Raw genomic sequence first — 25,592 nt, forward strand, 5'->3', positions numbered from 1 at the left:
AGGACTCCTCTGCAAGGCGAACGAGGTCCGTCATCGTATGGGATGTCGCCCGGTTGTTCGGGAACCGTTTCGACGTTTCACGCCGATATAGCTCCGTAATCAATCGAAATTGATAGAGCTGTTCTTCATCCATTGCAACACCTCCTGCAACTCGTTGCCCACATCCTTGCGAGCAACCGCATCCCGAACACCTTTTTTGAACGGCTCAAGGTCGAAGGCAAATTGAAGAATTATGTCAGAAATCATTTATCTATCACATATGAACACAGTGTACAGCCCTGATAATGTCCAATTATGATCATTTTTGGAAGGTGACATGAAAATCATGAGAGGGGCATCGGGGGGAAGGACGGACCGCGGTACGGCTGGAGGTGTTGGTTTTGGTTGACAATCAATCCGTCTCTGGCCGAAAGACTTCCGCTTTTGGCGATCATTAGACAGCCCGCTTCTTTGAGCACAGCGGCTGTCTTGTCTTTCACGAAAAATTAGGCTTTGAAACCATCACGTAATGACCATGCATACCGACTGGCACACCCACGCCTTCCACCCCAAGATCGCTCACAAGGTTCTGGCCCAATTGCGCGGGCATTACGGGATAGACCCCGTGGGCACGGGCTTGCCCGAGGATTTGATTTTCCGGTTGCGACGGGCTGGCATCCACAAGGCGGCGGTGCATACCGCGGCCACCACCCCGGACCAGGTCGTGCCGGCGAACAACTGGTCCATGTTCATGCAGACCGAGCATCCCGAGTTGATCGCCTTTGGAACCCTGCATCCCGGGTTTATGAACTGGGAACGGGAGTTGGTCCGCCTGGAAACGGCCGGAATCAAGGGCCTGAAGTTTCATCCGGATTTCCAGGGATTCCGGCTTGACGATCCGGTCCTGTATCCGCTTTTCGAGGCCATTGGCAACCGGTTCGCGCTCATGTTTCACGTCGGCGACCGGCTTCCTCCGGACCTGAATCCGTCCAGCCCGGCCAAACTGGCCAAAATCCGCCGCGATTTTCCGAAATTGACGATCATCGCGGCGCACTTCGGCGGCTATCTGCATTGGGACCAGGCCCTGGAGGTCCTGGCCGGGACCGACGTGTATCTGGACACCTCCAGTTCCTTGCCCTTTATGCCCCGGGATCTGATGCGCGGACTGCTGCGCAAGCATCCCAGGGAACGGCTGCTGTTCGGCAGCGACTATCCGCTGTTCGATCCCCTGGACGAGATCCGGCTTTTGGAAACCAATGCCGGACTGCGGGAGGAGGAGATTGAGGCGGTGTTGGGGAACGGAGTTTTTTGAGGGCTGAGGGGGGAAGAGAGGGCTGAAGGATGAGACCTGAGATCTGAATGATGGGGAAGGCGTTCGTTGTTTGCTGGTGGGCGGGAAGGGAGAATTGTCTTGATCCTCACCCACTATCTGGATCGAAATCGAAATCGTAATCGAAATCGAACGGCATGTCCAAAAAGATGATGTAATCACAGGGTGATGCACAGTAATTTTCGATTTCAATCTCGATTTCGATTTCGATGAGAACAGATTTGCCTTGGAGAGGTGCCTTCGTTCTGGTGGAGATCCCCTCCTGCGAGGGGTAGGGGTGGGTTGGGGAAAGAGAGGGGGGCTGGGATTTGAAACTTGTGACCAATGGAGTTTTTGCTGGATTTTGAAAATAATTTTCAAATTTGTTGACGAATGGGGTGGTTGCGGATAGATGAGATATCGCGGGTTGAGGGGGGGCGAGGAGAGGTGGGGTTGAGATATGTGTTTTGAATCAATGGGAAATTTATGGCGGAAATATCCATGATCGTTGACAAGCCCGGTGTCGCGACGCGGTTGTATGGCGCGCTGGTCCGTCCGGTGGTGGACTTTGTTTACGGGTGGAGCGTGACCATCAAGGTCCGGCTGCTGCTCGTCGCCCTGATCGTCCTGCCGTCTATCGGCGGGTTGATCTTGCTGGAGTCCCGCCCGGCGGATCTGCAAACCTACTTCATCTTCGCCCTGGTCGGGACACTGGCCTTTATCGGACCTCTTTCCAAGATCGTGGCCGACTATCTGGTCATGCGCGACCTGCGGGAGGTGGAGCGGTTTTGCCTGAAGCTGAAGGCCGGAAATTATCACGTCAAGTTTGATTTGCCGCCCCAGGTGGACGAGGAGCGGGACGTTCTGGTCCTCAAGCGCAACCTGAACTGGATGGCTCACGTGATTTCCCGCCGGGAGATGCAGTTGGAGGCGGAACTGGCCAAGACCCACAAGGAGCGGGTCCGGTTCGCGGACATGTCCTTGAGGGACCAGCTCACCGGGCTGTTCAACCGGCGGGGGATGGAGGAAAAGCTGAGTGAATTGGCCCACGAGGCCTGGACTACGGATCGTCCGCTGACCATGCTCTTCCTGGACGCGGACAAGTTCAAGGCGGTCAACGACACGTACGGCCACCAGGCCGGGGACGATCTGCTGCGCAACCTGGGCGCGATCATCCGGGCCAACGTCAGGGAGGGCATCGACGTTCCCTTCCGTTACGGCGGCGACGAATTTGGCGTCCTGCTGGTGGGTATCGAACTGGAACGGGCCGAGACCATCGCGGGGCGGGTCCTGCGCGCCTACAACGAGATTCGGATCGGTGAAACCAGCCTGAGCATCGGCGTCGCCATGATGGTCAAGACCAAAGACGGCCACCTTGACGACGCCGTGAGAATGCTGTCCCAGGCGGACCAAGCCGCCTATGAGGCCAAGCGCGGAGGAGGGAGTCGCGTGCATGTTCACAAGGAGAGCTCATAACATGTTCATGGGATCGGAAGCGTTTCGTTTACGAGTGGATTCGCTGGGATGTGGGGCGTCGGGCGAGGTTTTGGGCGAGGGGTTGAGCGAAGTTGGGTGCACTTCCGGGATCTGCGAGTCCTTGCACCAGATCGCGGCTGCACTGGGAAACGCCATCGATGCCAAGGACCACTCCACCAGTTCCCACTCCCGGCAGGTGGCCGACCTGGCCCGTTGCCTGGCCCTGCGGGCTGGCATGTCCATCCATCAGGCCGAGGTGATCCACATCGCCGGCCATCTGCACGACATCGGCAAGATCGGCATCCCGGACGAAGTGCTGTGCAAACGCGAACCGCTGACCGACGCGGAGTGGGCCATGATTCGCCAACACCCCGCCATCGGGGCCAGGATCGTCGCCCCTGTGCACATCATGAACGGGTCCACGGGCATCGCCAAAATGATCCTGCACCACCATGAGCGCTGGGATGGACGAGGCTACCCAAATCGGCTGCGCGGCGAAAACATCCCCCTGGGGGCGCGGATTCTGTGCCTCGCGGACAGCTTTTCCGCGATGATGGAATCCCGTGCCTACCGAAACCGACTGACCCTGGGCGGCTCCATCGAGGAACTCCGCCGCAACTCAGGAAGCCAGTTCGATCCGGAACTGTGCGGGCTGATGGTCGACATGCTGCGGGAAGCCGGAGTGGCGGACGAGTACTGTACGCTGGATCTGCTGGTCACCCGGATCATTGCCTCGGATCATCAGTTTCCGTAAAGCTGGCCGGGAGGAACGGGAGGTGTATCACGAATGGCTTGAACAAGATTTTGACGGCGCGTGAAGATATCCTGGCCGCGACCAGGAATCCGCCGCCCGGCGGGGATTATGTCTGGGACGGCCAGGACGAAGCCGACCGCCCCCTGGCCCGCAAGGAAATACAGGCCGCACTTGAAGTCGTCCGCAAGGGCCGAGGCCGCCCTAAAGGGTCAGGGACGAAAGAACAGGTGGCCGTTCGTTTCGACAAGGATATCCTAGAGGTCTTTCGTGCGGCCGGTCCAGGCTGGCAGACGCGCATGAACGACGCCCTGCGCGACTGGCTCAGGACGCATTCGTCGACATAGGTGGGCTGAGGGATGAGACCTGAGAACTGAGGGGGCGGTTGACGTTCTTGGTTTGTTGTTTTTCGTTCGTTGTTCTTGGTTCCTCGTCGAGGATTGGAGGGTGGGCGGAGGTTGAGGGGAAAGCTGAATCTCCACGGAACCGCGGATCATTCCCCTCCTGGGAGGGGCCGGGGGTGGGTGACGGGTGGAAGGGGCTACCGATCCATGAACGAAGAACAAAGAACAACGAACATTAAAAAATTCTGGTCTTGAAAATAATTTTCAAAATTCTTGACAGGTTTTTCATTTCGGGCTAGAGGTACACTCGAATTTGGTCACGGATCGTTCTACGGGCTTCGGACGCGCAAGCGGTCGCGGAGCAAGTGGGGGCGGGACGACGGCACATACGTAGGGGAAAGGAATTGTTTCCCTGTTATGCCGTGGTCCCGCTTTTTTTTGGTCCGTGAAGTTTTCAGCCGTGATTTCGTCTGGATCGGCAAGGGCGAGTGCCTTGTTCTGGTGTGGCAAAGAGTAACGTAAACAGGAAAACGATAATCGGAATCCTTACCTTGTATGTATAAAGTGCAATCCGTTCGAATGATCTACTCTGGTCCATCCTCCGGCCCGGTCAGTCGGCCCGACTGTTCACATCACGCGCCCAGCCAGAACCCGATTCAGGTTCGGGGCGACGGGCGGGAACCGAAACAGGAGACGGGCGTGACCAATGTATTGCGCGGAGTGCATACTCCGATCCTCGAAAAGATTCTCGAACTCTATACCGACCTCTATCTCCATGACGGCTTCGGGACCGTCACCGTGGAGATGCGCTTCCTCAGGCGGGGTCAGAAAGAAATCATCGTCAGCAGCGGAAAGGAATACCGCTTTGTGGTGGATTGGCCGGAAGGCGCTCGCGAGGAGGGGAAGTGATGCGCCCCTCCACGTCTCCCGCGAGCAGCCGTTCCCTACCTCCAAGCACGGCCTTCCACCCGGCGACCTTCCGTGACGACGATGACGGGCGGCAAGTGGTGCGTACCGTTGATTACCGGCAAATCTGTCATGCAGACTCCATCAACACTCCTTCCAAGTCGGTACGCGACACACGACCGGCGCTCCAACACTCCCGCACCGAAACAAAACAGCGATCCTCCAGGCGTTGTTTCACGGCAGCGGGAATGGACGGGGCGTCGGTCGTGCCGGTCGGTCTGTCCCCCCCAAGGGGGGGAGATGTTATTCCGTTCGTTGTTCTTCGTTCTTGGTTGTTGGTTTGCGGTAGTGCTTGGACATTGCCGGACTGCACTGCCAGCCTGGCAGTGGCGGATTTCCGGAGCAAGCCGTGCAACCGGCGGTAATCCAACTGCTCGCGCAAGAAAACGAAGAACGAAGAACAACGAACGAAAAAACACATTCGAGGAGGTGATGCCGAACAAGAAAAACGCTTCCCCTGTCGCGGCGAGGGGCCGGAAGGGGAGAGTTGGTGGGGAGGATTTGAATACGTCAGGGATGACGTAGGCGGGGGTTCTCCTCATCGGCTGTGTGTATCGGAATTGTTGGTCTTTTGTTTCGCGGTAGACTCTGGGGGTGAGTTGCTGCTCCATTCAAACCCTCATTTTTTATACGGAGTTAATCTCATGTTGAAACGGAAAATGAATCGGAAAAAAGGACAGCTAGGTTTCACCCTTTTGGAAATCCTGGTGGTCGTGGCCATCATGGGCTTCCTGGTCGCCATGGTCGCCCCGCGGTTTGCGGGCATCACCGACGGCACCGTTGACGTGGTTTGCGACACCAACCAGCAACGCATGATCGCGGCCCTGTCCGCGTATAACGAGCAAAAGGGTACCCTGCCCGGAGGCATGGTCAACCTTGTGGATGAAGAAGGTCCTCTGACCGATGGTATCGCTGCCGGTTACCTCAGGCCCACCCACACCGGTGAACTGGAATACCCGGACGAGGGACAGGCTACTTTTTTCGAGGAATTTTACGAGCGGAACCTGTTCCAGGTGCATATCCTGGACGAGGATGAAGTCAAGGAACTGCGCACTTTGGGTATCGGCTCGGTGTACAACCTGAACGCCTATAATTACGAAGGTCTCGACCCTGCTGCTGGGTACACAGAAGCTACTGATCAGCAAGACCCTCTGCGCCGCCAAGCCGTAAATACAGGCATGGGCGTGCTAATGGTCGGTATGGGCGCTGAAGATGCCACTTCTTCTCTTGAAGGCCCCGCTGCTGTGGATGCCGCTGGCATTCTTGACACTGACTACGACGAATGGGGTAACCCGGATTGGCTCGGCCGGATCATCCTGGGCGTGGGTCCGGATTCCAGCTTGATCAAGGAAGGCATGATCTCCGCAGCTGGTTTGTGCCCCGGCGGCATCAACAACGACCAAGTGTATTGGAACAATTACAACGTGCTTCTGCCGCGTCTGGAAGCCACCGTCGCTCGTTACGACGGTTCCATGATGACTTACCTGTTCGCCAAGGCCAGCGGTGGTTCCTATCGTGAGTTCGACTTGACCGAGGCCCAGGAAGGCTACATGTTCCTGACTCAATGCCCGGAAGGCCATCGTTTCGCCACTCCGGATGAGTTCTCTGAGTGGGCCATCTACGCTGCCGCTGATGATGCGGAAGCCACACGTACAACTGCGGAAACCGCACTGGAAACCTTTTTTGAAGACTAGGCCGGATATTGACCTGACCTAATTCTTCATTTCGACCATTAGCTCACGGGAGGGGCCATCTGGCTCCTCCCGTGGATTTTGAAAATGATTCGCCTTTTATCTTTGCATGCCACCCAGGAGGGGGATCGTTCGTCTCGTCCGCCTCGCACGGGCCCTCCAAGCGGCTCTCCTTCCTGGGTGAGATGAGAAGATGTTGTTTCGTTCTTGGTTCGTCGTTGGAAAGCCAACCTACCCCTGGCCCCTCCAGGGAGGGGATAAAGGGATGGTTGAGGGATTACAGATGCACATCATCCAGGGGAGGCAACCCGGAGTCCATATCCGGAAAAATCTCATTGATGGCGGACAACGTGGCAAGCGTACCCAGCAACCCTTTTGTCCTGACCGGCTCGATGATCAGCCGATCACCCTCACGGCGGATGATGGCCGAGTCGGCATCCAGTTCAAACTCCTTGGGAATGCGAATGGCTTGGCAGCAGCCACTGCGAAAAATACGAACATGACGCGCCATATTCATGCAGATCCCTCCTTTCGTCGTCAGCATGTATTCTGCCTAGATCGGCCGGGAGATGTGCGTCAAGAACGAAGAACGACGAACGAAGAATAGCGGCGTAGCCGCAAAACGAAGAACGACGAACAAATTTACATGAAAAACAAAGGCTTTACCCTCCTGGAAGTGCTTGTCGTGATCGGGATCATGGGCTTGATGGCAGCCATGATCTGGCCCATGCGGGGGACTTTGGACGATTCGCAGCGGGAACGGGTAACCATCGAGAAAATGGACGCCATCGTCGAGGCCATCCTCGGGCACGAGCAGATCAAGGACCACTATGACCTCAGCCGGACCATCGGCGGGTATGTGGGGGATATTGGGAAGTGGCCGGAGTTGTATGAGCCGGGGGGGGGCGGCGGTCTGGACGGGGAGCGTGGAGAGTTTGTCGGAGGGCGATTCCAGTGGGAGCGGCCGTTCAAAAATCTAAAAATTGATGGCGACACGAAAAAAGAAAGCCTGGGTCAGCCACGGGGGCTGTGGGCGAAGGACGAGGTTGCTGCCGAAGACAGAAGCAAGTGGAAAGGCCCCTACCTGACCCCGCCGGTAACCCGCAACCCGGCCCTGGGCAAACATTACGCCAAGAATCAGGCGGAATATGAGGGCTTGGACCCAACTGACCGTGAATATTTCCACCTCCTGCAAGGCAGTGAGCAGCTTACGGACGGCTGGAACCGGGCGTTCCGGTTTTTTATCATCGGCGAAACAGGCGAAACATTCTGTATCGTCTCCCTGGGGCCGCGCGGGTTTGGGTACGAAGATGATTATGAACAGGACTGCGACCCGGATTCCCCGGAAAACCAGGGCAAGATCGTCAGGGCGTTGCATAAGAGCGAATGGGGTGCGGTACTGGCGGCGCGAGCGTTACGTAGCACTTCGACCCATCAATTGATCTTCATCACCCAGGACCACATGGACCGCATGGTCCGCGCCCTGATCGGCGAATCTCCCTCCGGCCCGAATACCGGATACACCGGCGATCTTCTGGACTGGCCGGAGTTGTTCAACTGGGTGTGCCGTGATGACGGGGGAAATATGGTCGATTGCGAAGATGAGATTGCCGTTAGTGGGACCGGGAAATGGGAATATGAATGTGAGGATCAGTCTTTCTCTGATAAAATAGCGTTCAAATATGGGCAACCACGCGGACTTTGGGAACGTGGCGAGCTGGCCACCAGCTGGCTCGGCGTGGGTTGGCGGCACGCCTATCTTGAAGCGCCGGACGGGACTAATGAGAGCGAAGAACTCAAGGACGCCTGGGACAACGCTTATCATTTTTTCAGAGTTGTGGAGCAAATCAACGGCAACAATTTGGAACAGTTCATGATTCTTTCCGGCGGGGAGTCGGGGGCTTTTCATTTTCCCCCGGCGGATGAATCGGGAGAGCCCTATGTCGACCCGGATTATCTTAAAGCTGGAGGCCCTGCTGTCTTATCGAAAAGAGTCCGTTTTTATATGAATCACTACAATCCCGATCATCCTTCAAATCAGGACAATATCGTACGCATCGTCCGGCGCAACGAATGGTTGCCGGGCTTTATGGATGTGACGCTGGCCATCGCGGGAGGCGACTGCAATGAGGTCAAATGCGGAATATACGGTGTTTTGCCTGATCAATCCGACCTTGTTTCCCATGAGGTGATCGATGATCTGTGCGTGTTCAAGGCTAAGTATGACGACAACGGTGGCGATAAGCAGATCGTCACCGGTGGCAGATATTGGGTTTGCTGGGAAGGCGGAGGTGATGAGCCTAGTCCGGGCGATAACGCATGGTGGAAGATTTTCAGCACCTATGGCCATCCGGCAAAGAATGTGAACGTTAGTCTGAACGCTTCAGACTTTCAGCCTTTGCCCGACCCCGAAGAAGACGAATAAACTGATTTCCTCTGCCAACCTCCGAAACGACAAACGTCCCTCAATGCCCCGCATTTCCCTCCCCAAAATCGGCCGTCCGAATTTCTCCAAACTTCTGTCCCGCCTGCCCATGCTCGGCGCGTTGTGCCTGGGCGTGGAGTATGTGGAGGATGAGGTTCGGGCGGCTTTGGTTCGGGCCAAAGGGCGGGAGCGGGAGATCATGGAGTTCGTGGCGGTCAAGGCGCCGGAAGCCGGGGATGATCTGCCGGGCATCGCTCAGCTTCAGGAAGTCCGCAAGCGCCTGAACTGCAAGCAGAACATCCAAACCGTGTTCGTCACACCCCTGGCTCGCCTGGTGGTCCTGCCCATGAACCGGGAGCGGGTTTTGAGCATGCGCAGCCACTTGCTGACCGAAGCCGTAAAGTGGGAGGCCGAGACGTATACCGGCGTTCCAGGAAATCAGTCCCTGGCCGGGGTGGAGGTGGAGAAAACTCGTGTGGAGCCGGGGCAGATCCAGGAAGAGCTTGAAGAGATCATGGTTCATGTGGCCGTGCTGGAACAGAACGTTTATCGGGCGGCCAAGGAGCGTTTCCGTCTGGCCGGGCTGAAGCTGTCCCGGGTCTATCCCGGCGAGGTCTGCTTTCATGTGCCCTTGTTGTATCAGCACGAAGAATCGGACCGTGGCGTGCTGGAGATCGGCACGGCTTCTTCGGGGTTTGCTCTGCTCAGGGGCGGCTCGACCCTGGCCATCAACGCCATGAACGTCACGGCGGAGATGATCCGGGCGCATCTGGACGGTCGGGCTTTGCCGGACCTGGAAGACAGCTTGCGCTTCAACTTCGGCCAAGCGCCGGGGCCGCTGCCCGTGGCCCTGACCGGGGTCGGGGCAATGGATCATCGGATTGTGGCCTTTCTACGTACTCTGGCCCCTACTGGAGTCGAGCCGGTGCTTTTGCAACGCACCTCCGGCCTGACCACGGCGGGCTCCGAGGAAGGCCCGATGTTCGCCACGGCCGCGGGCGCGGCCATGCGTGAGCTGGGCGGCAAGGGCATGCAGACCATCGGCATTTCCGACGCCGTGCCCGCGGCGGTGCGCATCCGGCAGAGCATTTACCTGATGCCCTTGGCCGCGGCCTCGTTTCTGTTCGTGGTCCTGTTGGGTCACAATCTGTTGATGCGCTATCAGGAGAAAGATCTGCTGGAACAGCGCCGGGGCATTGAGACCCAGCTTTCCGAGCGCAAGAAAGAACATGACGAGGCCAACCGTCTGCAAGGCGACATTCAGAAGGTTGACGAGCGGATCAGAGAGTTACGGGAACAGTTGAAGTACATAAGGGATGACTGGGACACACCCTTGCAAGCCAGGATTGACATGTACGACGCCTTGATTCGGAATCTTCCGGAAACAGTGGCTCTGATCGGCATTCGTCATGATCAACGCGAGTCTGGCAGGTACGTTGTCAGCGGTGAAGCCGTGTCGCCCTCGGCGATACTCGAATTCGCCCTGCGGTTGCGGGAAGAAGCGGGGATGTCCGTGGACGTGCAACGTCTGGAGCCGCAACAACAGACACGCGGCAAGGGCTCCGCGTCCCATCGATTCGTGATGCATCTGGAGGCGGGAAGTGGCCAGAAAGCTGACCAAACTTGAAAAATTCGGCCTGATCGCCGCAGTGATCACTGGCATGCTCTTTTTCTACCTCAAGCATGTCTACGACCCTCAGCAACAGGCCCTGGTCCGGGCGAGGGAGCAGTTAAACCGGAGCATCACCCAGTTCAACGAAATGCAGGCCGCGGAACCGCCGTTTCAACTGCGGCGACGCTTGGAAACCCAACGGGAGGCCCTGGCGGAACTGGAGCAGGAATTGACAGTGCTGGACATCCGTGTCGGTGACGAGGAAGCCCTGATCCGCGCACAGCACTGGGCGTATCAAGAGATGGAGCGCCGTAATCTGCGCGTGCTGAACGTGGTCCCTCGCGGCGTTGAAAAGAAGCATCTCGAATGGCGGATATTCAGGATCACGGCTGAAGGCGATTTCAGAAGTCTCGTGGGTATGCTCCGAGAACTTCGCACCTACAACACTCCGATGCTCGTGGAGCAGGTCAGCGTTTCCAGGGATGACAAACCCTGGTTGTTGAAGATGGTTATGGACTTGTGGATCGTGAGATAGCCGTACGCTGTAAAGATCTCATTTTTCGCTGTATCGCGGTTTGGATTCGGTGAGTGGATTATTTATTTAGGATAACAGGAATCAAATTCATGTTTGTTTTGAAGCGTTCCATATTAAAAATCGGGCTGGTCGGCATGTTCGTCTTTTGCGTGATGTACTGCTGGATTGCTCCGGCATCGGCACGGGAGCCGTTTTTCAGCCCCATTCCGCCCTTGGAAGCCTACGACTTTCCCAAAGCCGCGGATGAAATCAAGCTGCGCGGCCTGCTGCTCACCGAGGACTCCTTTCGGGCCGTGGTCTATTTGCGGACTTCTCGGGTCTACCGGGTGCTCCGGCCCCTGGACCGGCTGGAGGTGATGGTGGACGGCCTGCGGCACGAGTTCCGGGTGGAGGGCATGGGCGAGCGTCGCTTGGTGCTGCGCGGAGAGGATGATTACTGGTACGAGATCGGGGTGGAAGAGCGTGAGTAGGACATCCGGCCACGAATCGCGGAGCGTTGCCCTGGAAGACCTGCTTACGGCCCCTTTGCTTCCGGCGGCTTGGGGAGTGGGGGGGCTGGTTCTGATCTGCCTGCTTTTGGCAATTCTCACGGGCTGCAAGACCGTACAGCCCGCGGCCCAGCTTCAGTACACGCCGCCAGCTCCGGTATTGCAGCGCGACACCCAGCCCATCGTGCGCATTCCCCAGAAAGATCCGGACATGCGGTTGATTAGTTCGCATCGCCCCACGTCCCAGGACCGGGCCATGCGTTCGGGTTTTCGGCATCCTGACAGCGATACGAAGATCAAGGAGGTTTTCTTCCAGGATGTTCCTCTGCATATCGCGGCGGAACTCTTCAATGAGGTGGGCGGCGTCAACCTCATGCTTCAGGGAGAGGTGACTGAAAAGAAAGTCCGTCTGTTTTTGCGCGACGTGACCTTGGGTTCGGCCGTGGAGGCCTTGTTGCGAGGCAACGAACTGTGGTTCCGCACGGACGGCCGGGTGACCGCAGTGATGACCGAGCAAGCCTTTGCCGACACCATGGTCTTTCACCAATCCGAGAAGATCCAGGCATTTTTCATGCGCTACACCAATGCCCAGGACATGGCCGCCCTTTTGGCCACGCTGCTCGGCCCGGAGGTGGAATTCCGGGACATGAGCGGGCAGTCGGTCTACGGGCATTTGGAGGCCCATAGCGTGGGCAGCAGCGCGGATGAGCCGGGTAAGCTCGATGACCTTACGGCGGAAGAGCGACGCAGGCTTGTGCAGTTGGGCGAGGCCGAGACCACCCAGCACATGGAAGAGGCCAGCAGTGCCCTGGGCCGTCGGTTGCCGGCCATCGTCACGGTGTTCAAGAAGAACAATTCCATTGTGGTTCGATCCATGGACGAGGGGCTGTTGCGGCACATCACCGGCATGATCCGGGAACTGGATACCCCGGTCCGTCAGGTGTTGCTGGAGGTACGGATCGTAAGGCTGGAGCTGGGAGACGGCTTTCAGTCGTTCTTCGATTTTTCCTATGGAGATTTCGGGAATACCAGTGACCGGAACATCAGTCGGGATGGGTTCTATCAAACCGATTTCACCACCCTGGGAGGCGTGGGACAATTGGCGACGGATACCTTGTCCTATGTTTTCTCAACGGATCTGCTCAATGCGCGCATGCAGCTTTTCGCCCAGGAAAACCGGTTGAACACCATAGCTTCCCCGTTTCTGATGACCGCGGACAACGCCGAGGTCCGTTTCTTCGTGGGCAAGCAGGTCCCGTTGCGCACGGGAGTGACTAAGGAGACCATCCGGGCCAGCGACCTGCAGGACCTAGTCATCTTCATGCCCCAGATCAGCAACCGGGAACTGGGCACGGACCTGGAGATCAAGAGCTTCATCAATGCGGATCGGACCATCACAATGGAGATCGTGGCTCTCATCGAGTCCGCGAATTTGAACGTCTCCAGCATCACCTTGATCAACGACGCGACGGGGACACCGATCACCTTTCCCCTGGACGGCGTGGACAAGAGCGAACTGCAATCCATCCTCTCCGTACCCACGGGCAACACCGTGGCCCTGGGCGGATTCATCGACATCGAGGACCAAGACTACGAACAAAAAGTCCCGCTTCTGGGGGACGTCCCTGTCCTGGGCTACCTGTTCAAAAAGGTGGAACGCAGAGCATCGCGCACGGAAACCGTCATCCTGATCACCCCGCACGTCATGGGCGCACCTGACGAAGCCCCGGACACGACCCGCCGTTTTCTGGAAAGAAGCAGCCGGGTTTTGGACGAGGCGGAAGAGGCGAAAGAGCGCGTGATTCCGGAGGGTATGTTGTTTAAGCCGGTGGAAGAGTGAAGGGGGAAGGAAGAGATGTTGTTTTGTTCTTTGTTCTTGGTTCTTCGTTTGCGGAAGATGTTGTTTTGTTCGTCGTTCGTTGTTCTTCGTTAAAATGCCAACCACCCCTGGCCCCTCCAGGGGAGGGGAATGGTCGGCGGTTTCGAGGATATTCAGCTTGACGCTCCAACCTCCGAAATCTCGTGGAAACCAAGAACGAAGAACGACGAACCGACAACAATCACATCACCGAGGACGATATCCTGTCATTGGCATACTTGTGGATCAGGGAACTGATCAATGTTTGGTACGGGATGCCTTCCCGGATGGCCTTGGCCTTGATTTTTTGGATGTCGGATTCCAGGAGGCGGATGCTGATGGCTTTTTTTTTGTTGATCGTCCTGTCGACCAGGTCTGAAAAAGCCCGCATCTCCGCGGCCATGTCCGGGGGCTGTTGATAGTTGTTCCGGTGGATCGATTCGATCATCTCCTGCTCTTCCTGGTCCAGGTAGGGGATGGTGTTCATGATTGGGGCTCCTTTTTGAGAAGATGAGCGTATTTCTTATGATATTTTCTGTCGGGATAGATTGTTTTCAAAAAAACGCTGGATTCGCTTTCCACGAATGGAACAATATGGACATACCCATTGAGATCGACCACCAAAATTTTTTGATGGGGGTACCTGTCCCGGCGAGGATGGACTTCGATGGCCAGAAGTCTGTTTTCCTGGACTGCCAGCAGGACATCCTCGAAACAAATCCCGCGTTGCTCAAGGAATCGCGAATTCTTGTCCTCGCTCCAGAGTAGGTTTTTCAAAGTTCAAATCTCCTTGGAGAATGTAATGAATATACAGAGTGAATACAAGAGACGACAGGCGTTGTTTTGTTCCTTGTTCATCGTTCTTCGTTGAAATGCCAATCACCCCTGGCCCCTCCCAGGAGGGGGCAGGCTCAGCGCTGGATCGGGAGGGGGAGACTTTGGCTCGGTTTCCGACGACGAACAAAGAACGACGAACATAATAACATTTTCCGACAACGAACAACGAACAGATAAACGAACACAAACCCATGACCACCATCACTCAACAAATCGTAAAAGAGCACAAGCCCGAGAGCATGGAGGAACTGTTGGCCAAGACCGTGGAGTTGGATGCTTCGGATTTGCATCTGACCTATGGCGAGCCGCCGGTGTTCCGGATTGGCGGGGATCTGCGGCCCATGAGTTGCGAGGCGTATGCGCATGAGGAGATTCGGGGTTTGCTTGATCAGGTCATGCCGCCGCGCTACGCGACGGTGCTGGAGGAGAAGCGCTCTGTGGACTTTGCCGTGAGCAGCTCCTCGGTGGGACGGTTTCGGTTCGCGGCCTATTATCAACGCGGGGCCTTGTCTCTGGCCATCCGCCTTCTGGCCAAGGGCATCCCGGATTTTCAGAGCCTGGGCCTGCCGCAGAGCATGGCCCGGCTGCCCACGTTCCGGGACGGGCTGGTGCTGGTCACCGGCGTGACCGGCTCGGGCAAGTCCACCACCCTGGCGGCGATCATCGACGCCATCAACCGGGCGGAGCGCAAGAACATCATCACGGTGGAGGACCCCATCGAGTACGTGCACCAGAACTGCAACTGCATCATCAATCAGCGGGAGCTGCACACGGACGTGCACTCCTTTCCCGACGCGCTGCGCGACTCCCTGCGCGCGGACCCGGACGTGATCCTGGTGGGCGAAATCCGGGACCTGGACACCATGCGCACCGCGATCATGGCCGCGGAAACCGGGCACCTGGTTTTTTCCACCCTGCACTCCAAGGATGCCATGTCCAGCGTGAACCGCATGGTGGGTTCGTTCCCGGCCGGGGAACAGACCCAGATCCGGCAGCAGCTTTCCTCCACCCTGCGGGCCGTGGTCTCCCAGCGGCTTTTGCTTCGGGCGGACAAGTGCGGACGGGTTCCGGCGGTGGAATTGATGTTCGCCACCACGGGCATTTCGAACCTGATCCGGCTGGCCAAGGACGACATGATCTACTCGGCCATCGAAACCGGCCAGTGCGACGGCATGCAGACCATGGAGCAATCCCTCGTCGGCCTGATGGAGACCGGATTGATCTCCAGCGAGACGGCCCTGCTTTCGGCCAAGAACCAGGAAATGATGCGCAATCGCCTGACTTTGCGCGGCCTTCTGAATACCGGGACGTGTACGTCCAGGAGCCGGGTTCGTCCGGTGCCTTCAAGTGTCGGAAATGGAGCCAGATAGACCATGATGACTCGCGGCGACCGCTTCGGCGGCTACCTGGTCCAGCAGGGCCTGATCACCGGGGAGAACCTGGAGCATGTTCTGTCCGTACAGCGGGTGGTCCAGGAAAAGATCGGTCAGTTGCTGGTCCGGGAAGGATTGCTCTCCGAGGATCAGGTGATGCGGGCCTTGTCCGAGTTCACCAAGATTCCCCTGTACATCGGAAACGGGACGCCCTCGGATCCTCGTGTGGTGCGCCTGATTCCCGAAAAAATGGCTCGCCGGGCCGGGGTGATGCCCTTGATGCGCAACGAGGCCAATGAACTCTTGCTGGCCTGCAACGGACCGGTGCCCCGGGCCATGCTCCAGAATATTTCCCGCCTGGTCCGTGCCCCGGTGCGTCTGGTTCTGGTCACGGAGCGGCAACTGCGCAAGCTCCAGCAGATGGCCTACGCCCGGGAATTCGACACCACGATCGACTTCCGGACTCAGGCGGTGAACGGTGAAGATCTGAACGTGGTGGTGGAGCTGCTGGAGAAGCTGATGGTCCGGGCCATTTCCCAGAACAACGTGTCGGACATTCACTTTGAACCGGAAATGGACGGCTTTCTGGTCCGCTTTCGCGAGGACGGGATGCTGCGCCGGGTGGAGTCCCTGCCCGCGGCCATGGGCCAAAAGCTGATCTCCCGGATCAAGGTTCTGGCCAACCTGGATATAGCTGAGCGCCGTGCGCCTCAGGACGGCTCCTTCGCCTTCCAGCCCACGCGGCTGAAGGTTGAGGTGGAGGCCGTGAACCTGCGCGTGTCCATCCTGCCGGTGAACTACGGCGAAAAAGCCGTACTCCGGCTGCTGCCGCCCCACGACGAGGAAGTCCGGCTGGACTCCCTGGGCATGGATGAGAAGAGTCTGACCAGATTCAAGTCCATCCTGCGCTCCCCGCATGGTCTGATCCTGGTCACCGGCCCCACGGGATCGGGGAAGTCCACGACCCTGTACGGGGCCCTGCAACTGCTGCGCTCGGATACGACGAACATCACCTCCCTGGAAGATCCGGTGGAACTGACCCTGCGCGGGGTGAACCAGACCCAGGTGGACGGCGGCGTGCGGCTGGACTTCGCCTCCGGGCTGCGGTCCATCCTGCGCCAGGACCCGGACATCATCATGGTCGGCGAGATCCGGGACACGGACACCCTACGGGTCTCCCTGCGGGCCTCCATCACCGGCCACCTGGTGCTCTCCACCCTGCACACCAACGACGCGCCCAGCTCCTTTTCCCGGCTCCTGGACATGGGCGGGGAGTCCTTCCTGGTGGCCGTCTCGGCCCGGGCCATCCTGGCCCAGCGCCTGGTGCGCCTGGTCTGCGCCCACTGCAAGCAACCCCGGCCCGTGAACCGGGCCGAACTGGACATGCTGGGCCTGCGGGACACGCCCGAGGGCGCGTTCATGATCCACCGTTCGCTCAATGGCTGCGAGCTGTGCAACCACAAGGGCTACAGCGGCCGGGTCGGCCTGTTCGAACTGCTGGTGGTGGACGAGGAACTGCGCGAACGCATCATGCACGGCGCCACAACCCACGAAATCGCCCGCACGGCCAAAGCCGCCGGCAACTACCGCTCCCTGCTGGAAGACGGCGTGGACAAGGTCAAAATGGGTTTGACTACGCCGGAGGAGATTATGCGGGTGACGATGGAATAGATGTTGTTTCGTTCGTCGTTCTTTGTTCTTTGTTGGAGTAGCGAGCTTTCTTTTTGCTGTCGTGCGCTGATTTGAATCAAGAACGAAGAACAAAGAACGAAGAACAGCGGCGTAGCCGCCAACGAAGAACGACGAACAAAGAACGAGAAAACATCATGCCCTATTTCGACTGCCGCGCCATGGATCCGGGCGGGAACATGATTCGGTTGCGCATCGAGGCTGAGAGTCAGGGGGGGGCGGCGGCTGAGGCGCGGGCCAGGGGGGTGACCCTGATATCCTTGGAAGAGGCCGGGGGCGGCGGCGGTTTTGATGCATTTTCGCCCACGCGGTTTCTGCCCGTGACCACCAAGGACAAGGTGCTTCTGTTTCGGATGCTGGCCACATTGGTCAAGTCCGAGGTCACGGTGACCCAGGCCATCCGCATTCTGCACGACCAGACCGATCGGATGAACGTCAAGGCCGTGCTGGCCGAGGTTCTGTCCAGGGTCGAGGGCGGTTCGCCGCTTTCCGATGCTTTGTCCCACCATCCGCGGGTGTTCTCGCCCATGATGGTCAATCTGATCCGGGCCGGGGAAATGGGGGGCATCCTGGACACGGTCTTTCAGCGCATCGCCGACTATATTGAACGCCGGTCCAGCTTGCGCAAAAAGCTGATGATGTCCTTCTTTTATCCGGGGATCGTGCTGGTGGTGGGCCTGGGCGTGGTGGTGTTCATGGTGTTGTTCGTGATTCCCCGGTTCATGGGGCTGATTCAGGGCAAGCTGCCGCCCGTGACCCAGTTTTTGATGGATTCCACCGCCTTTCTGCAGGACAACGGTCTGAACATGCTCATTGGCCTGGGCGCGGGGATCGGAGCGTTGGCCGTGATGCACGCCGTGCCCCTGACCAGATACTATCTGGATCGGGGCAAGGTCTATCTGCCGGTGATCGGGCCGATCATCCGCCTGGGCGTGGTGGTCTCCTTTTCGCGAACCTTCAGCCTGCTCCTGGAGAGCCGGATACCCATGGTGGAAGCCCTGCGGGCCACCAGCGCGACCATCCCGAATACGGCCGTGAACGCATTTTTGGACAGGACCGTGGACCGGGTCATGGCCGGAGAGCCGCTTTCCGTCACGCTCAAGGAGAGCTGGGCCTTCACGCCCATCACCATGTCCATGGCCAATATCGGCGAACACTCCGGCCTGATGAGCGAATCCATGCTCACCGTGGCCGAGGTGCATGAGAAACTGCTGGAGGACAAAATCGCCCGGATGAGCGCCATGGTCGAACCGGCCCTGATCCTGACCCTTGGCGGCGTGGTCGGGCTGGTGGTCTATGGGCTGATTTCCGGGATGCTGGCCATGTACGCCGGATCGATGTGAGGAGGAGTCGTTTTTCCGTTCGTCGTTCTTTGTTCTTCGTTGGAGAGGCGAGGAGGTTGGTTGCTGTAATATCTGAATAAGAATGATGAACAATGAACGAAGAACGCCGAACGAAGAACAACCAGCAATGAACAGCGGCGCAGCCGTCGAACGAAGAACAACGAACATTACTAAAGGAGTACACATGTCGATTCTACGTAATACCGAGATGAAATTGCTTTTCATTTTTTTTATCTTCGCCATGCTGCTTGGATGCCAGGAGGTTGAGGTTTCGCATAGGACGGGCGGCGGGGCGGAGTCGGACGGCAGCGCCGTTTCGAAGTGGATGGACGAGTCGTTTCTGCTGGCTTACGCTCGCCGGATGGTCGATACCAAGGAACACGCCGGACGGGTCACGCCGGAATATGTGCTGGAGCATGTCCTGAATATGGAATCGCTGATTCGCGAGGCCCGGGACCAGGGTCTCACGGAGATGGCGGAATTCCGGCAGGCCGTGCATCAATTCCAGGCCGAACTGTTGCTGCGTACGTTGCAGCCGGATCTGGTCGCCGAAGTTCCGAGAGAGAGCATTACGGACGAGGATGCCCGGGCCTTTTTCGAGGAGAACATCGGGATGTACTCCCTGCCGGACACCTACGCGGCAACCGTTTTCCACACCCTGGATGAAGGCGAAGCGGGCATTCTGGGCGGCGCGGAAGATCGCGAGGCTCTGGACGCGATGGCCGAAGACTTACCGGGCGTGGAAGTGTTGGCCCTGGAGCCGATGCCCTTGGGGCGGTTTCCGGGCGAATGGGCGGAATGCCTCCAAGCACTGGAGCTCGGAGAATGCAGTCCGGTGGTGATGCACGAGGATCGCTTCGCGGTGGTGTGCCTGGAAGATGCGCGGACGAACCGAACGCAGGACTTCGAGCAGCGCAAGGAATACATCCGCAACGACGTCCTCTACTCCCGCTATCGCGCGGCCTGGGGCGAAGCCTACGAACATCTGCGCGAAAAGCACGGTATTGAGATCGACCCGGAAGTAGCGGAGCGGTTCAGGGAAAAGGGGGAAGAGATAGAAATGAGGGATGAGAGCTGAGACCTGAGGGGGAAGGGGTTATCTCGTTCGTCGTTCTTTGTTTTTCGTTGAATAAGCCAACCCTCCCCTGGCCCCTCACAGGAGGGGGATGGTTCACGCTAGATCGGGGGGGCAGGCCTTGGCTCGGTTTCCGACGTCGAACGAAGAACGACGAACAATGAACCAAAAAACGGAGCTACAATGACTGACAATGCAAACGAAATTCTTTCTAACCGCAAAACATGCATCTGGCTGATGCTGGCCTTGTTGGTGGCTATTTGGGTGGGTGGCGTCGGGAATGCCTGGGGACACAGTACCGAGGGGTTGGTGCGGGCGCAGTTGGACAAGGAGCGGCCGACCTACGACGACTTCGCTTTTTTCATCGAACCCTACGTGAACCAGGAGAAGTACAAGGGCGTGCATCAGCCGTACATGGGGCGATTCTACGCTATGGACGACGTGATGGAATTACGGCTCGAAGGCCGGGAGGCCGAGGCCACCTTTGAGGTTCTGGACATGCGGGGCAACGACCGCTTTTTGGATACGATGCGCTTCATCCGCGGCGACGACGGCGTCTGGCGTTACATGGAAGCCGAGGGTGGCCCTCGGGAAGTATACACCTATATTCCGGAATGGCAGCACATCCTGAAGACCAAAGTCCAACCCGCAAGCATGATCGGCCTGCCCGTGATGCTGGCGCTGTTGATCTGGTTGCGCTTGCGCCGGAAGAAGGGGCCGAAGCAGGTGGCGGAATCTATCGAGCCGACGTGAACAAAAGTCTCCGGGAGTCTATGGTTCCATGAGTCTATGGTTCCATCTTCCGTGCGTCGCGGAGCGAATCGCACGAGGGCGGGGCGGGATCGCTGGAGCAATTCGGGCGAGGCGGGCAATGGCGGATTACCAGTCAAAGAGAAGAGCGCCATGGACCATGCCACGTCCCGTGCCATACTCCGTCGTCCATGCGAATGTACGATACCCGGCCATCGATTCCAGGTGGTACGATTCGTGCTTTTGGAACAGCCATGCAGAATTTTCCCCTGTTCAACCTCATGACATAGGAGCGCGGGATGTCGACGCAAGCGATTGATTCGGCAGTATACGGCTATTCCTGGCAGCAGGCCGTCAACTCCGGCCAGACCGCCGAGACGGCTCAACAAACTCGGACGCAGCAGTCCGGCGCGAGTTCCGGGCAAACCTCTCTCAAGTCCCAGGTTCGGGGGCATATCGAGTCCTTGCTGGAGGACATTCCGAGATCATACGGCAAGCTTACCTTCCAAGACGTGTTAAACTACAAGGAAAGCCGGGAGAAGGAATGGTCTGACAGCTTCAAGGCGGACATGGCCGCGCTGGGGGTGAACACAACGACCTCCCTCAGCCTTAGCCTTGATCCGTCCACGGGGTTGATCGAGGCCAACGGGAACCACCCGGACAAGGCGGTCGTCGATCAATATTTCCTCGACAACCCGGACATGGCTGAGATGTTCGAAAAGGACGTGCAGTTAAGCAAGCTGACCGGCATCGCGGAACGCAAGCTTTCCCCCATGGAACTGCGCCAAAGCCTGAGCATGCAGAATATGGCCGTCTGGTTCGAGTCCTCGCTGTCCAGCTCGTCCCTTTTTGCCGGCGGCGGCATGGTCTTTGGTCAGGCCGGGACAGGCTACGCCGGTCTGGACCTGCGCGTGTAACCGCCCACCCCCTGGCTCATCCCTGGAGGGGAATGGATTACGGGTCGGCGCGATCAATTCTTCAAGTTTCAGCCCTCAGGTCTCATCCCTCTCTTTTGTCACGGATGAGGCAACGGGGTTTTGAGGAGGGTGGCGGCTGGGTTCGAGGCGGCTTCTTCTGATTATCCCAAGCCCGAAGCTCGCCAGTCATAGCGTCCTCCGTCCATCGGAATTTCGATACGCTTATCCCATACGTTTTGAGGGCTATCGCAGTGCCGCGTATTTTGACTTGAGCCGGACAACCTTGGGCAGGTAGTTGCGTGTCTCTTGGTACGGCAGATTTCGGACAAGGCGTTCGTACACTTCTTGCGGTGAGGCTGCGTTGATTCTGGCGACGGCTTGATTGCGGTCGCGGTGGAAGGCTCGCAGCACGTTGCCGCTTCCGGTATTGTATCCCGCGATCGCGCAGTATTCCCGGCTTCTCGGGTTTTGGACCATTTTGAGGTATCGGGTGTCGAGGATGTGCAGGTAGGCCGTTCCCATGCGGATGTTGTTTTCGGGAACGAACAGATACTCTCTGGTCGGGGTGCCCGGACGGCCGTAGAGGAGCTGGTGGCAGTCCCGCCCCGCGGTGGTCGGGACGATCTGCATCAGGCCGTAGGCCGGAACGTGGCTTACGGCGTAGGGATTGAAGCTGCTTTCCGCCTCCATGATCGCGTAGATCAGGTCCGGGGGCTGGTTGAATCTTCCGGCGTTTCGGATCACGGAATCCTGAAATTTGAACTGCTGTCGGCCCTGGTATTCCCGGACCATTTCGAAGGCAACGAAATGGACCCGCGAGCGCCCGGACCCGCTTGTTTCGTAGCGTGTCCGGAGCAGGTGGTCCGCATAGCGCTCGGCTCGCCAGGCCCAGCGGATATTCTGGTTTTCATGGTCCACGACCAGGCCGAAGAGAAAGGGTTGTCCGCCGATTTTGACCTCCTTGTCGCTGAGCAGGTCCACGGTGGTCGGGTCTTCCGGGGTGAGCAGGGTCGCGACAATGGCATGCCGGAGCGCGTCCCGGGGAGCATCCTGTCTTCTGGTTTCCACGCGGATGCGTCCGGTTTCAAAGTTCACCACGGCGCGGCTTTGATAGTCGTCGGTGTATTTGACGTACTCGGTTTCCGTGGGAACCTTCCGGTCTTTCCAGTACCGTTGAATTTTGCTGATCAGGGTGGAAACCTGACGCCGGACTAGTTGATCGACCTCCGGAACGCCGGATGTCGGAATGTATGCCCCTACGGCCCCGGCCACATCCCCGGAAAGGGCGCGATGGGTCGATCTGATGCCTTTTTCCACTTCCCGATGCGTACACCCGAAAAGGAGCGCCGTCGGGATCAGGGTGAGGAATGATCGCCGATTCAATGTCGGGCTCCACGGTCTTGGGGCAGGTTGGTCATTGGTCACACGTTCCATCTTTTTGAGTAGGAATGTCTCCATCGAGAGATATCCGGGGTAACGAGAAGGTGAAGACCGTCCCTTGCCCTGGCTTGCTTTCAGCCCAGATTCGGCCGCCGTGTTTTTCGATGAACTCCTTGCACAAGAGCAGGCCCAGGCCCGAGCCGCGTTCGCCTTCGGTGCCGCGCAGGGAGGTTCTGCGATCCAGGGCGAAGAGGCCGCATAGAATGGTCTCGTCCATGCCCACTCCGGTATCCCGGATCGAGATGCGGACTGTTTCCTCGTCCTGTTCCGCGGTGATCGTGATCTCGCCTTGACGTTGGGTGAATTTGACCGCGTTGAACAGCAGGTTGCGGACCACGGTGCTGAGCATGGGAGGATCGGCGAGGATGGAGATGTGTTCCGGGACCGAGCAGCGTACGGCGATGGCTTTTTGGCGGGCGCTCGGTTCGATGAGTTCCAGGGTGCCCCGGATCAGGGTCGTGAGAGGTTGCGGCTGGGGCTCAAAGGGGGTGATGCCGCGTTGCATCCGGGCCCAGTCCAGGAGATTGTTCAGCAGGTTGTAGAGATTTTCCGCGCTGCCTTTCATGTCCTCGGCAAGTTTGCGGATGTCTTCCTGGCTCATGTCCTCGATGTGCCCGACCATCAAACGGATGAAGGAGAGAAAGCCGATGAACGGCGAACGCAGGTCATGGGCGATGATGGCGAAAAACTTGTCCTTGTCCGCCAGGGTCCCTTCAAGTCGGGCGTTGACCTGGCGCAGTTCGTCCTTGACCTGGTCCTGCTCGGCCATGGCCCGGGCCAGCTTGACCTGGCCGAAGCTGAGGGTGGACACCAGATCCGCCAGGCGGGCGTAGAAGGCCATGGCCTGGTCGACGGTGTTCCGGTCATATCGCGGTACCCGGTCCAGCGCATTCAGGTAGGCTTCGGGGTCGAAGCCGTACCTGTGAGCCTGTTCCCGGAACAGCTCTCGATCCGGCATGTCGTCCGTAAACAGGAATTGGCCCAGAAACATGTTGCCCAGGTGACGGCCGCCGATGATGATCGGCGTGGCCATGTCCCAGAGATTGTTCTTGCACTTGTAGAGCTTGAAGGTCCCGGGTTCGCCCACGGTGGAGAGCAATGTATCGCTTTCGATGCAATTGCGCAGGGCGTCGGGGTGGGATCGGTGGAATTTCGTGCAGATGTCCTGCCATCCGGAGGCTACCAGCACTTTGCCGTGCAGGTCCACGATGGCGCTGCCGATGTGAGTCAGGCGGTGGAAGTCCTCCATCAGCAGTTGGATGGCCCGTGTGTCGATGATGTCTTCCAGGTCCAACTCGCCCACGTCTCCGTCCGGAGAGAGCAGGGCGTCGAGCTTGTTCCGGACCCTGACTTCGCTTTCGCGCAGGGCCTGGTCCATGCTTTTGCGCTCGGTGATGTCCTTGATCAGGCCGTCGTAGGCCGTCAATTCCCCCTGGGAGTTCAGCCTGGCGACGATGGTGTTGCTCACCCAGCGCCGTTGACCGTCCTTGCGGATGATCCGGTGTTCCACCGGCTCGGCCCGGCCCTCCTCGAGCACCTTGCGGGCCTGCTCCCGGACCAGCTCTTGGTCCTCGGGCAGGACCATGTTGATCCAAAGGTAGGGATCCGCGGCGAATTCCTCGTCCGTGAAGCCGGTTATGGCGACGCAGGCCGGACTGTGCACGGTTTGAGCGGCCCGGCCGTCCTCAACACGGACGGTGTACAGATAATCGGTCAGACATTCCGTGATCCGTCGGTAGCGTTCCTCGCTTTCCAGCAGAGTTTCCTCGGCTCGTTTGCGCTCGGCGATGTCCCAGGCCAGATCGGCCAGGGAGGCCAGGACGTCCAGATCCTCGGCTCCGTAATCCGTGGGCTTGTTGCCCACGCCGAGAATGGCCACGATCCGTTCGTCGCGCTGCACCGGAACCACCATTTCCCGGAGAATCGGGGCATGGCCCTCGGGCAGCCCCCGACGGTGGGGCAGGGCGGCATAATCGTTGTGGATCACCGGGGCGCGGGTGCGGACGCAGTCGGCCCAGACCCCGGCTCTGCTCACCGGGTAGTGGGTACCGGCGGAGGGACCGGTGGTGCAGCTTTCCATGACGGTTCTGGTGGACCAGGTTTGAAGGACGATGGTGGATTGGTCGTCTTCAAGAAAGTGAAAAAAACCGATCCGACTGGCGGTGAGTTGTTCGGCTTCAGCCAGCGTGGCCCGGAGCAGTTCGGCCAAACTTCCGGAGCGAGCCAGGTGTTGAAGCCGGTCCCGGGCGGCCATGATCGATTCCGTGCGCTTGCGTTCTGAAATGTCCGAAAGAAACCCTTGGTGGAGCAGCACCCGCCCGGCGGAGGCCCGGACCACGCGCACCGTGGCCGAAGTCCAGAGCGGCGTACCGTCGCGGCGGACCAAGCGGCATTCATAATTCACAAGCTCGTCGTTCTGATCCAGAAGGCGGACCAATGTCTCCCGGTCCTCCGGATCGGCGAACACCTGGACGGCGATGTCCGTCACCGATGCCAGCAACTCTTCTTCTGAGTTGTATCCCAGCAAGCGGACCATGGCCGGATTGGCGCTGAGAAACCGGCCTTCCGGGGTGGCCGTGAATACGCCCATGGGCGTGTTGGCCACGAGTGCTTCATAGTCATGGAGGGAGTCGCTGGGAGACGTGGGGATCATGAAATCTCCATGTTCGGTTCAGTTGCTATCCTGAATCTATCGGTATCGAAATCGTGATCGAAATCGAACCTCATGTCCAAG

General features: G+C 58.5%; 22 protein-coding genes. 17 read left to right on the forward strand and 5 right to left on the reverse strand.

Annotation, left to right across the window (positions count from 1 at the left end):
- Positions 1-99: 99 nt before the first annotated feature.
- Positions 100-246, reverse strand: coding sequence for a hypothetical protein (locus DESLA_RS22720; protein WP_156932853.1), 147 nt, complete (start codon positions 244-246; stop codon positions 100-102).
- Between the two features lie 268 nt (positions 247-514).
- Between DESLA_RS22720 and DESLA_RS0103770 the strand changes: the two genes are divergently transcribed.
- The 6 genes from DESLA_RS0103770 (at position 515) to DESLA_RS21440 (ending at position 6,519) form a co-directional block, all read left to right on the forward strand.
- The gene (locus DESLA_RS0103770; protein WP_028571440.1) at positions 515-1,291 is read left to right on the forward strand and encodes an amidohydrolase family protein; all 777 of its coding nucleotides are present in this window, start codon (positions 515-517) and stop codon (positions 1,289-1,291) included.
- Positions 1,292-1,789: 498 nt separating this feature from the next.
- Positions 1,790-2,764, forward strand: a complete 975-nt coding sequence (locus DESLA_RS0103775) for a GGDEF domain-containing protein (protein WP_051434351.1) — start codon at positions 1,790-1,792, stop codon at positions 2,762-2,764.
- A 1-nt stretch (position 2,765) separates the two neighbouring features.
- Complete coding sequence (locus DESLA_RS18540; RefSeq protein ID WP_245589991.1) at positions 2,766-3,518, forward strand: HD-GYP domain-containing protein; 753 nt, start codon at positions 2,766-2,768, stop codon at positions 3,516-3,518.
- Between the two features lie 38 nt (positions 3,519-3,556).
- The gene (locus DESLA_RS0103785) at positions 3,557-3,862 is read left to right on the forward strand and encodes a BrnA antitoxin family protein (protein ID WP_211239018.1); all 306 of its coding nucleotides are present in this window, start codon (positions 3,557-3,559) and stop codon (positions 3,860-3,862) included.
- Between the two features lie 696 nt (positions 3,863-4,558).
- Positions 4,559-4,768, forward strand: coding sequence for a hypothetical protein (locus DESLA_RS0103790; RefSeq protein ID WP_199221549.1), 210 nt, complete (start codon positions 4,559-4,561; stop codon positions 4,766-4,768).
- 701 nt (positions 4,769-5,469) lie between these two features.
- Positions 5,470-6,519: a type II secretion system protein gene (locus tag DESLA_RS21440; protein WP_028571444.1), complete on the forward strand. Its 1,050-nt coding sequence runs from the start codon at positions 5,470-5,472 to the stop codon at positions 6,517-6,519.
- Positions 6,520-6,793: 274 nt separating this feature from the next.
- On the opposite strand, the gene DESLA_RS0103800 is transcribed toward DESLA_RS21440, so the two are convergent.
- Positions 6,794-7,033 (reverse strand): antitoxin, encoded by a 240-nt coding sequence (locus DESLA_RS0103800; protein ID WP_028571445.1) that lies wholly within the window; start codon positions 7,031-7,033, stop codon positions 6,794-6,796.
- Between the two features lie 129 nt (positions 7,034-7,162).
- Between DESLA_RS0103800 and DESLA_RS18550 the strand changes: the two genes are divergently transcribed.
- From DESLA_RS18550 to DESLA_RS0103825, 5 genes are all read left to right on the forward strand, one after another.
- Entirely contained in the window at positions 7,163-8,941 is a 1,779-nt protein-coding gene (locus tag DESLA_RS18550; protein ID WP_035261321.1) for a type II secretion system protein, read from the forward strand.
- A 43-nt stretch (positions 8,942-8,984) separates the two neighbouring features.
- The gene (locus tag DESLA_RS0103810) at positions 8,985-10,568 is read left to right on the forward strand and encodes a hypothetical protein (RefSeq protein WP_028571446.1); all 1,584 of its coding nucleotides are present in this window, start codon (positions 8,985-8,987) and stop codon (positions 10,566-10,568) included.
- Positions 10,543-11,088, forward strand: a complete 546-nt coding sequence (locus tag DESLA_RS0103815; RefSeq protein WP_028571447.1) for a coiled-coil domain-containing protein — start codon at positions 10,543-10,545, stop codon at positions 11,086-11,088. The genes DESLA_RS0103810 and DESLA_RS0103815 overlap by 26 nt, the downstream gene beginning before the upstream one ends.
- A gap of 89 nt (positions 11,089-11,177) precedes the next feature.
- Positions 11,178-11,558 carry a hypothetical protein gene (locus DESLA_RS0103820; RefSeq protein ID WP_028571448.1) on the forward strand — a complete coding sequence of 127 codons (381 nt, stop codon included), beginning with the start codon at positions 11,178-11,180 and terminating at the stop codon, positions 11,556-11,558.
- The gene (locus tag DESLA_RS0103825) at positions 11,551-13,416 is read left to right on the forward strand and encodes a type II secretion system protein GspD (protein ID WP_169732589.1); all 1,866 of its coding nucleotides are present in this window, start codon (positions 11,551-11,553) and stop codon (positions 13,414-13,416) included. The genes DESLA_RS0103820 and DESLA_RS0103825 overlap by 8 nt, the downstream gene beginning before the upstream one ends.
- Before the next feature lie 220 nt (positions 13,417-13,636).
- On the opposite strand, the gene DESLA_RS0103830 is transcribed toward DESLA_RS0103825, so the two are convergent.
- A complete protein-coding gene (locus tag DESLA_RS0103830; protein WP_035261324.1) occupies positions 13,637-13,921 on the reverse strand; it encodes a CopG family antitoxin in 285 nt (94 codons plus the stop codon).
- Positions 13,922-14,462: 541 nt separating this feature from the next.
- Here DESLA_RS0103830 and DESLA_RS18555 point away from each other — a divergent pair.
- From DESLA_RS18555 to DESLA_RS0103865, 6 genes are all read left to right on the forward strand, one after another.
- Positions 14,463-15,641 (forward strand): type IV pilus twitching motility protein PilT, encoded by a 1,179-nt coding sequence (locus DESLA_RS18555; protein ID WP_084031863.1) that lies wholly within the window; start codon positions 14,463-14,465, stop codon positions 15,639-15,641.
- 3 nt (positions 15,642-15,644) lie between these two features.
- The gene (locus DESLA_RS0103845) at positions 15,645-17,315 is read left to right on the forward strand and encodes a GspE/PulE family protein (RefSeq protein WP_028571452.1); all 1,671 of its coding nucleotides are present in this window, start codon (positions 15,645-15,647) and stop codon (positions 17,313-17,315) included.
- Between the two features lie 155 nt (positions 17,316-17,470).
- Positions 17,471-18,676, forward strand: a complete 1,206-nt coding sequence (locus tag DESLA_RS0103850) for a type II secretion system F family protein (protein ID WP_028571453.1) — start codon at positions 17,471-17,473, stop codon at positions 18,674-18,676.
- A gap of 184 nt (positions 18,677-18,860) precedes the next feature.
- Entirely contained in the window at positions 18,861-19,754 is an 894-nt protein-coding gene (locus DESLA_RS0103855; RefSeq protein ID WP_169732590.1) for a peptidyl-prolyl cis-trans isomerase, read from the forward strand.
- 180 nt (positions 19,755-19,934) lie between these two features.
- Entirely contained in the window at positions 19,935-20,504 is a 570-nt protein-coding gene (locus DESLA_RS0103860; RefSeq protein ID WP_028571455.1) for a hypothetical protein, read from the forward strand.
- Positions 20,505-20,800: 296 nt separating this feature from the next.
- Positions 20,801-21,418, forward strand: a complete 618-nt coding sequence (locus DESLA_RS0103865; RefSeq protein ID WP_028571456.1) for a hypothetical protein — start codon at positions 20,801-20,803, stop codon at positions 21,416-21,418.
- 243 nt (positions 21,419-21,661) lie between these two features.
- Here the strand turns inward: DESLA_RS0103865 and DESLA_RS0103870 are convergent, their stop codons facing one another.
- Entirely contained in the window at positions 21,662-22,801 is a 1,140-nt protein-coding gene (locus tag DESLA_RS0103870; RefSeq protein WP_028571457.1) for a murein transglycosylase domain-containing protein, read from the reverse strand.
- Positions 22,802-22,832: 31 nt separating this feature from the next.
- Complete coding sequence (locus tag DESLA_RS21445) at positions 22,833-25,511, reverse strand: PocR ligand-binding domain-containing protein (RefSeq protein ID WP_051434352.1); 2,679 nt, start codon at positions 25,509-25,511, stop codon at positions 22,833-22,835.
- Positions 25,512-25,592 lie beyond the last annotated feature (81 nt).

Origin of the sequence: Desulfonatronum lacustre DSM 10312, from assembly GCF_000519265.1 — a bacterium.
GTDB classification, from domain to species: domain Bacteria; phylum Desulfobacterota; class Desulfovibrionia; order Desulfovibrionales; family Desulfonatronaceae; genus Desulfonatronum; species Desulfonatronum lacustre.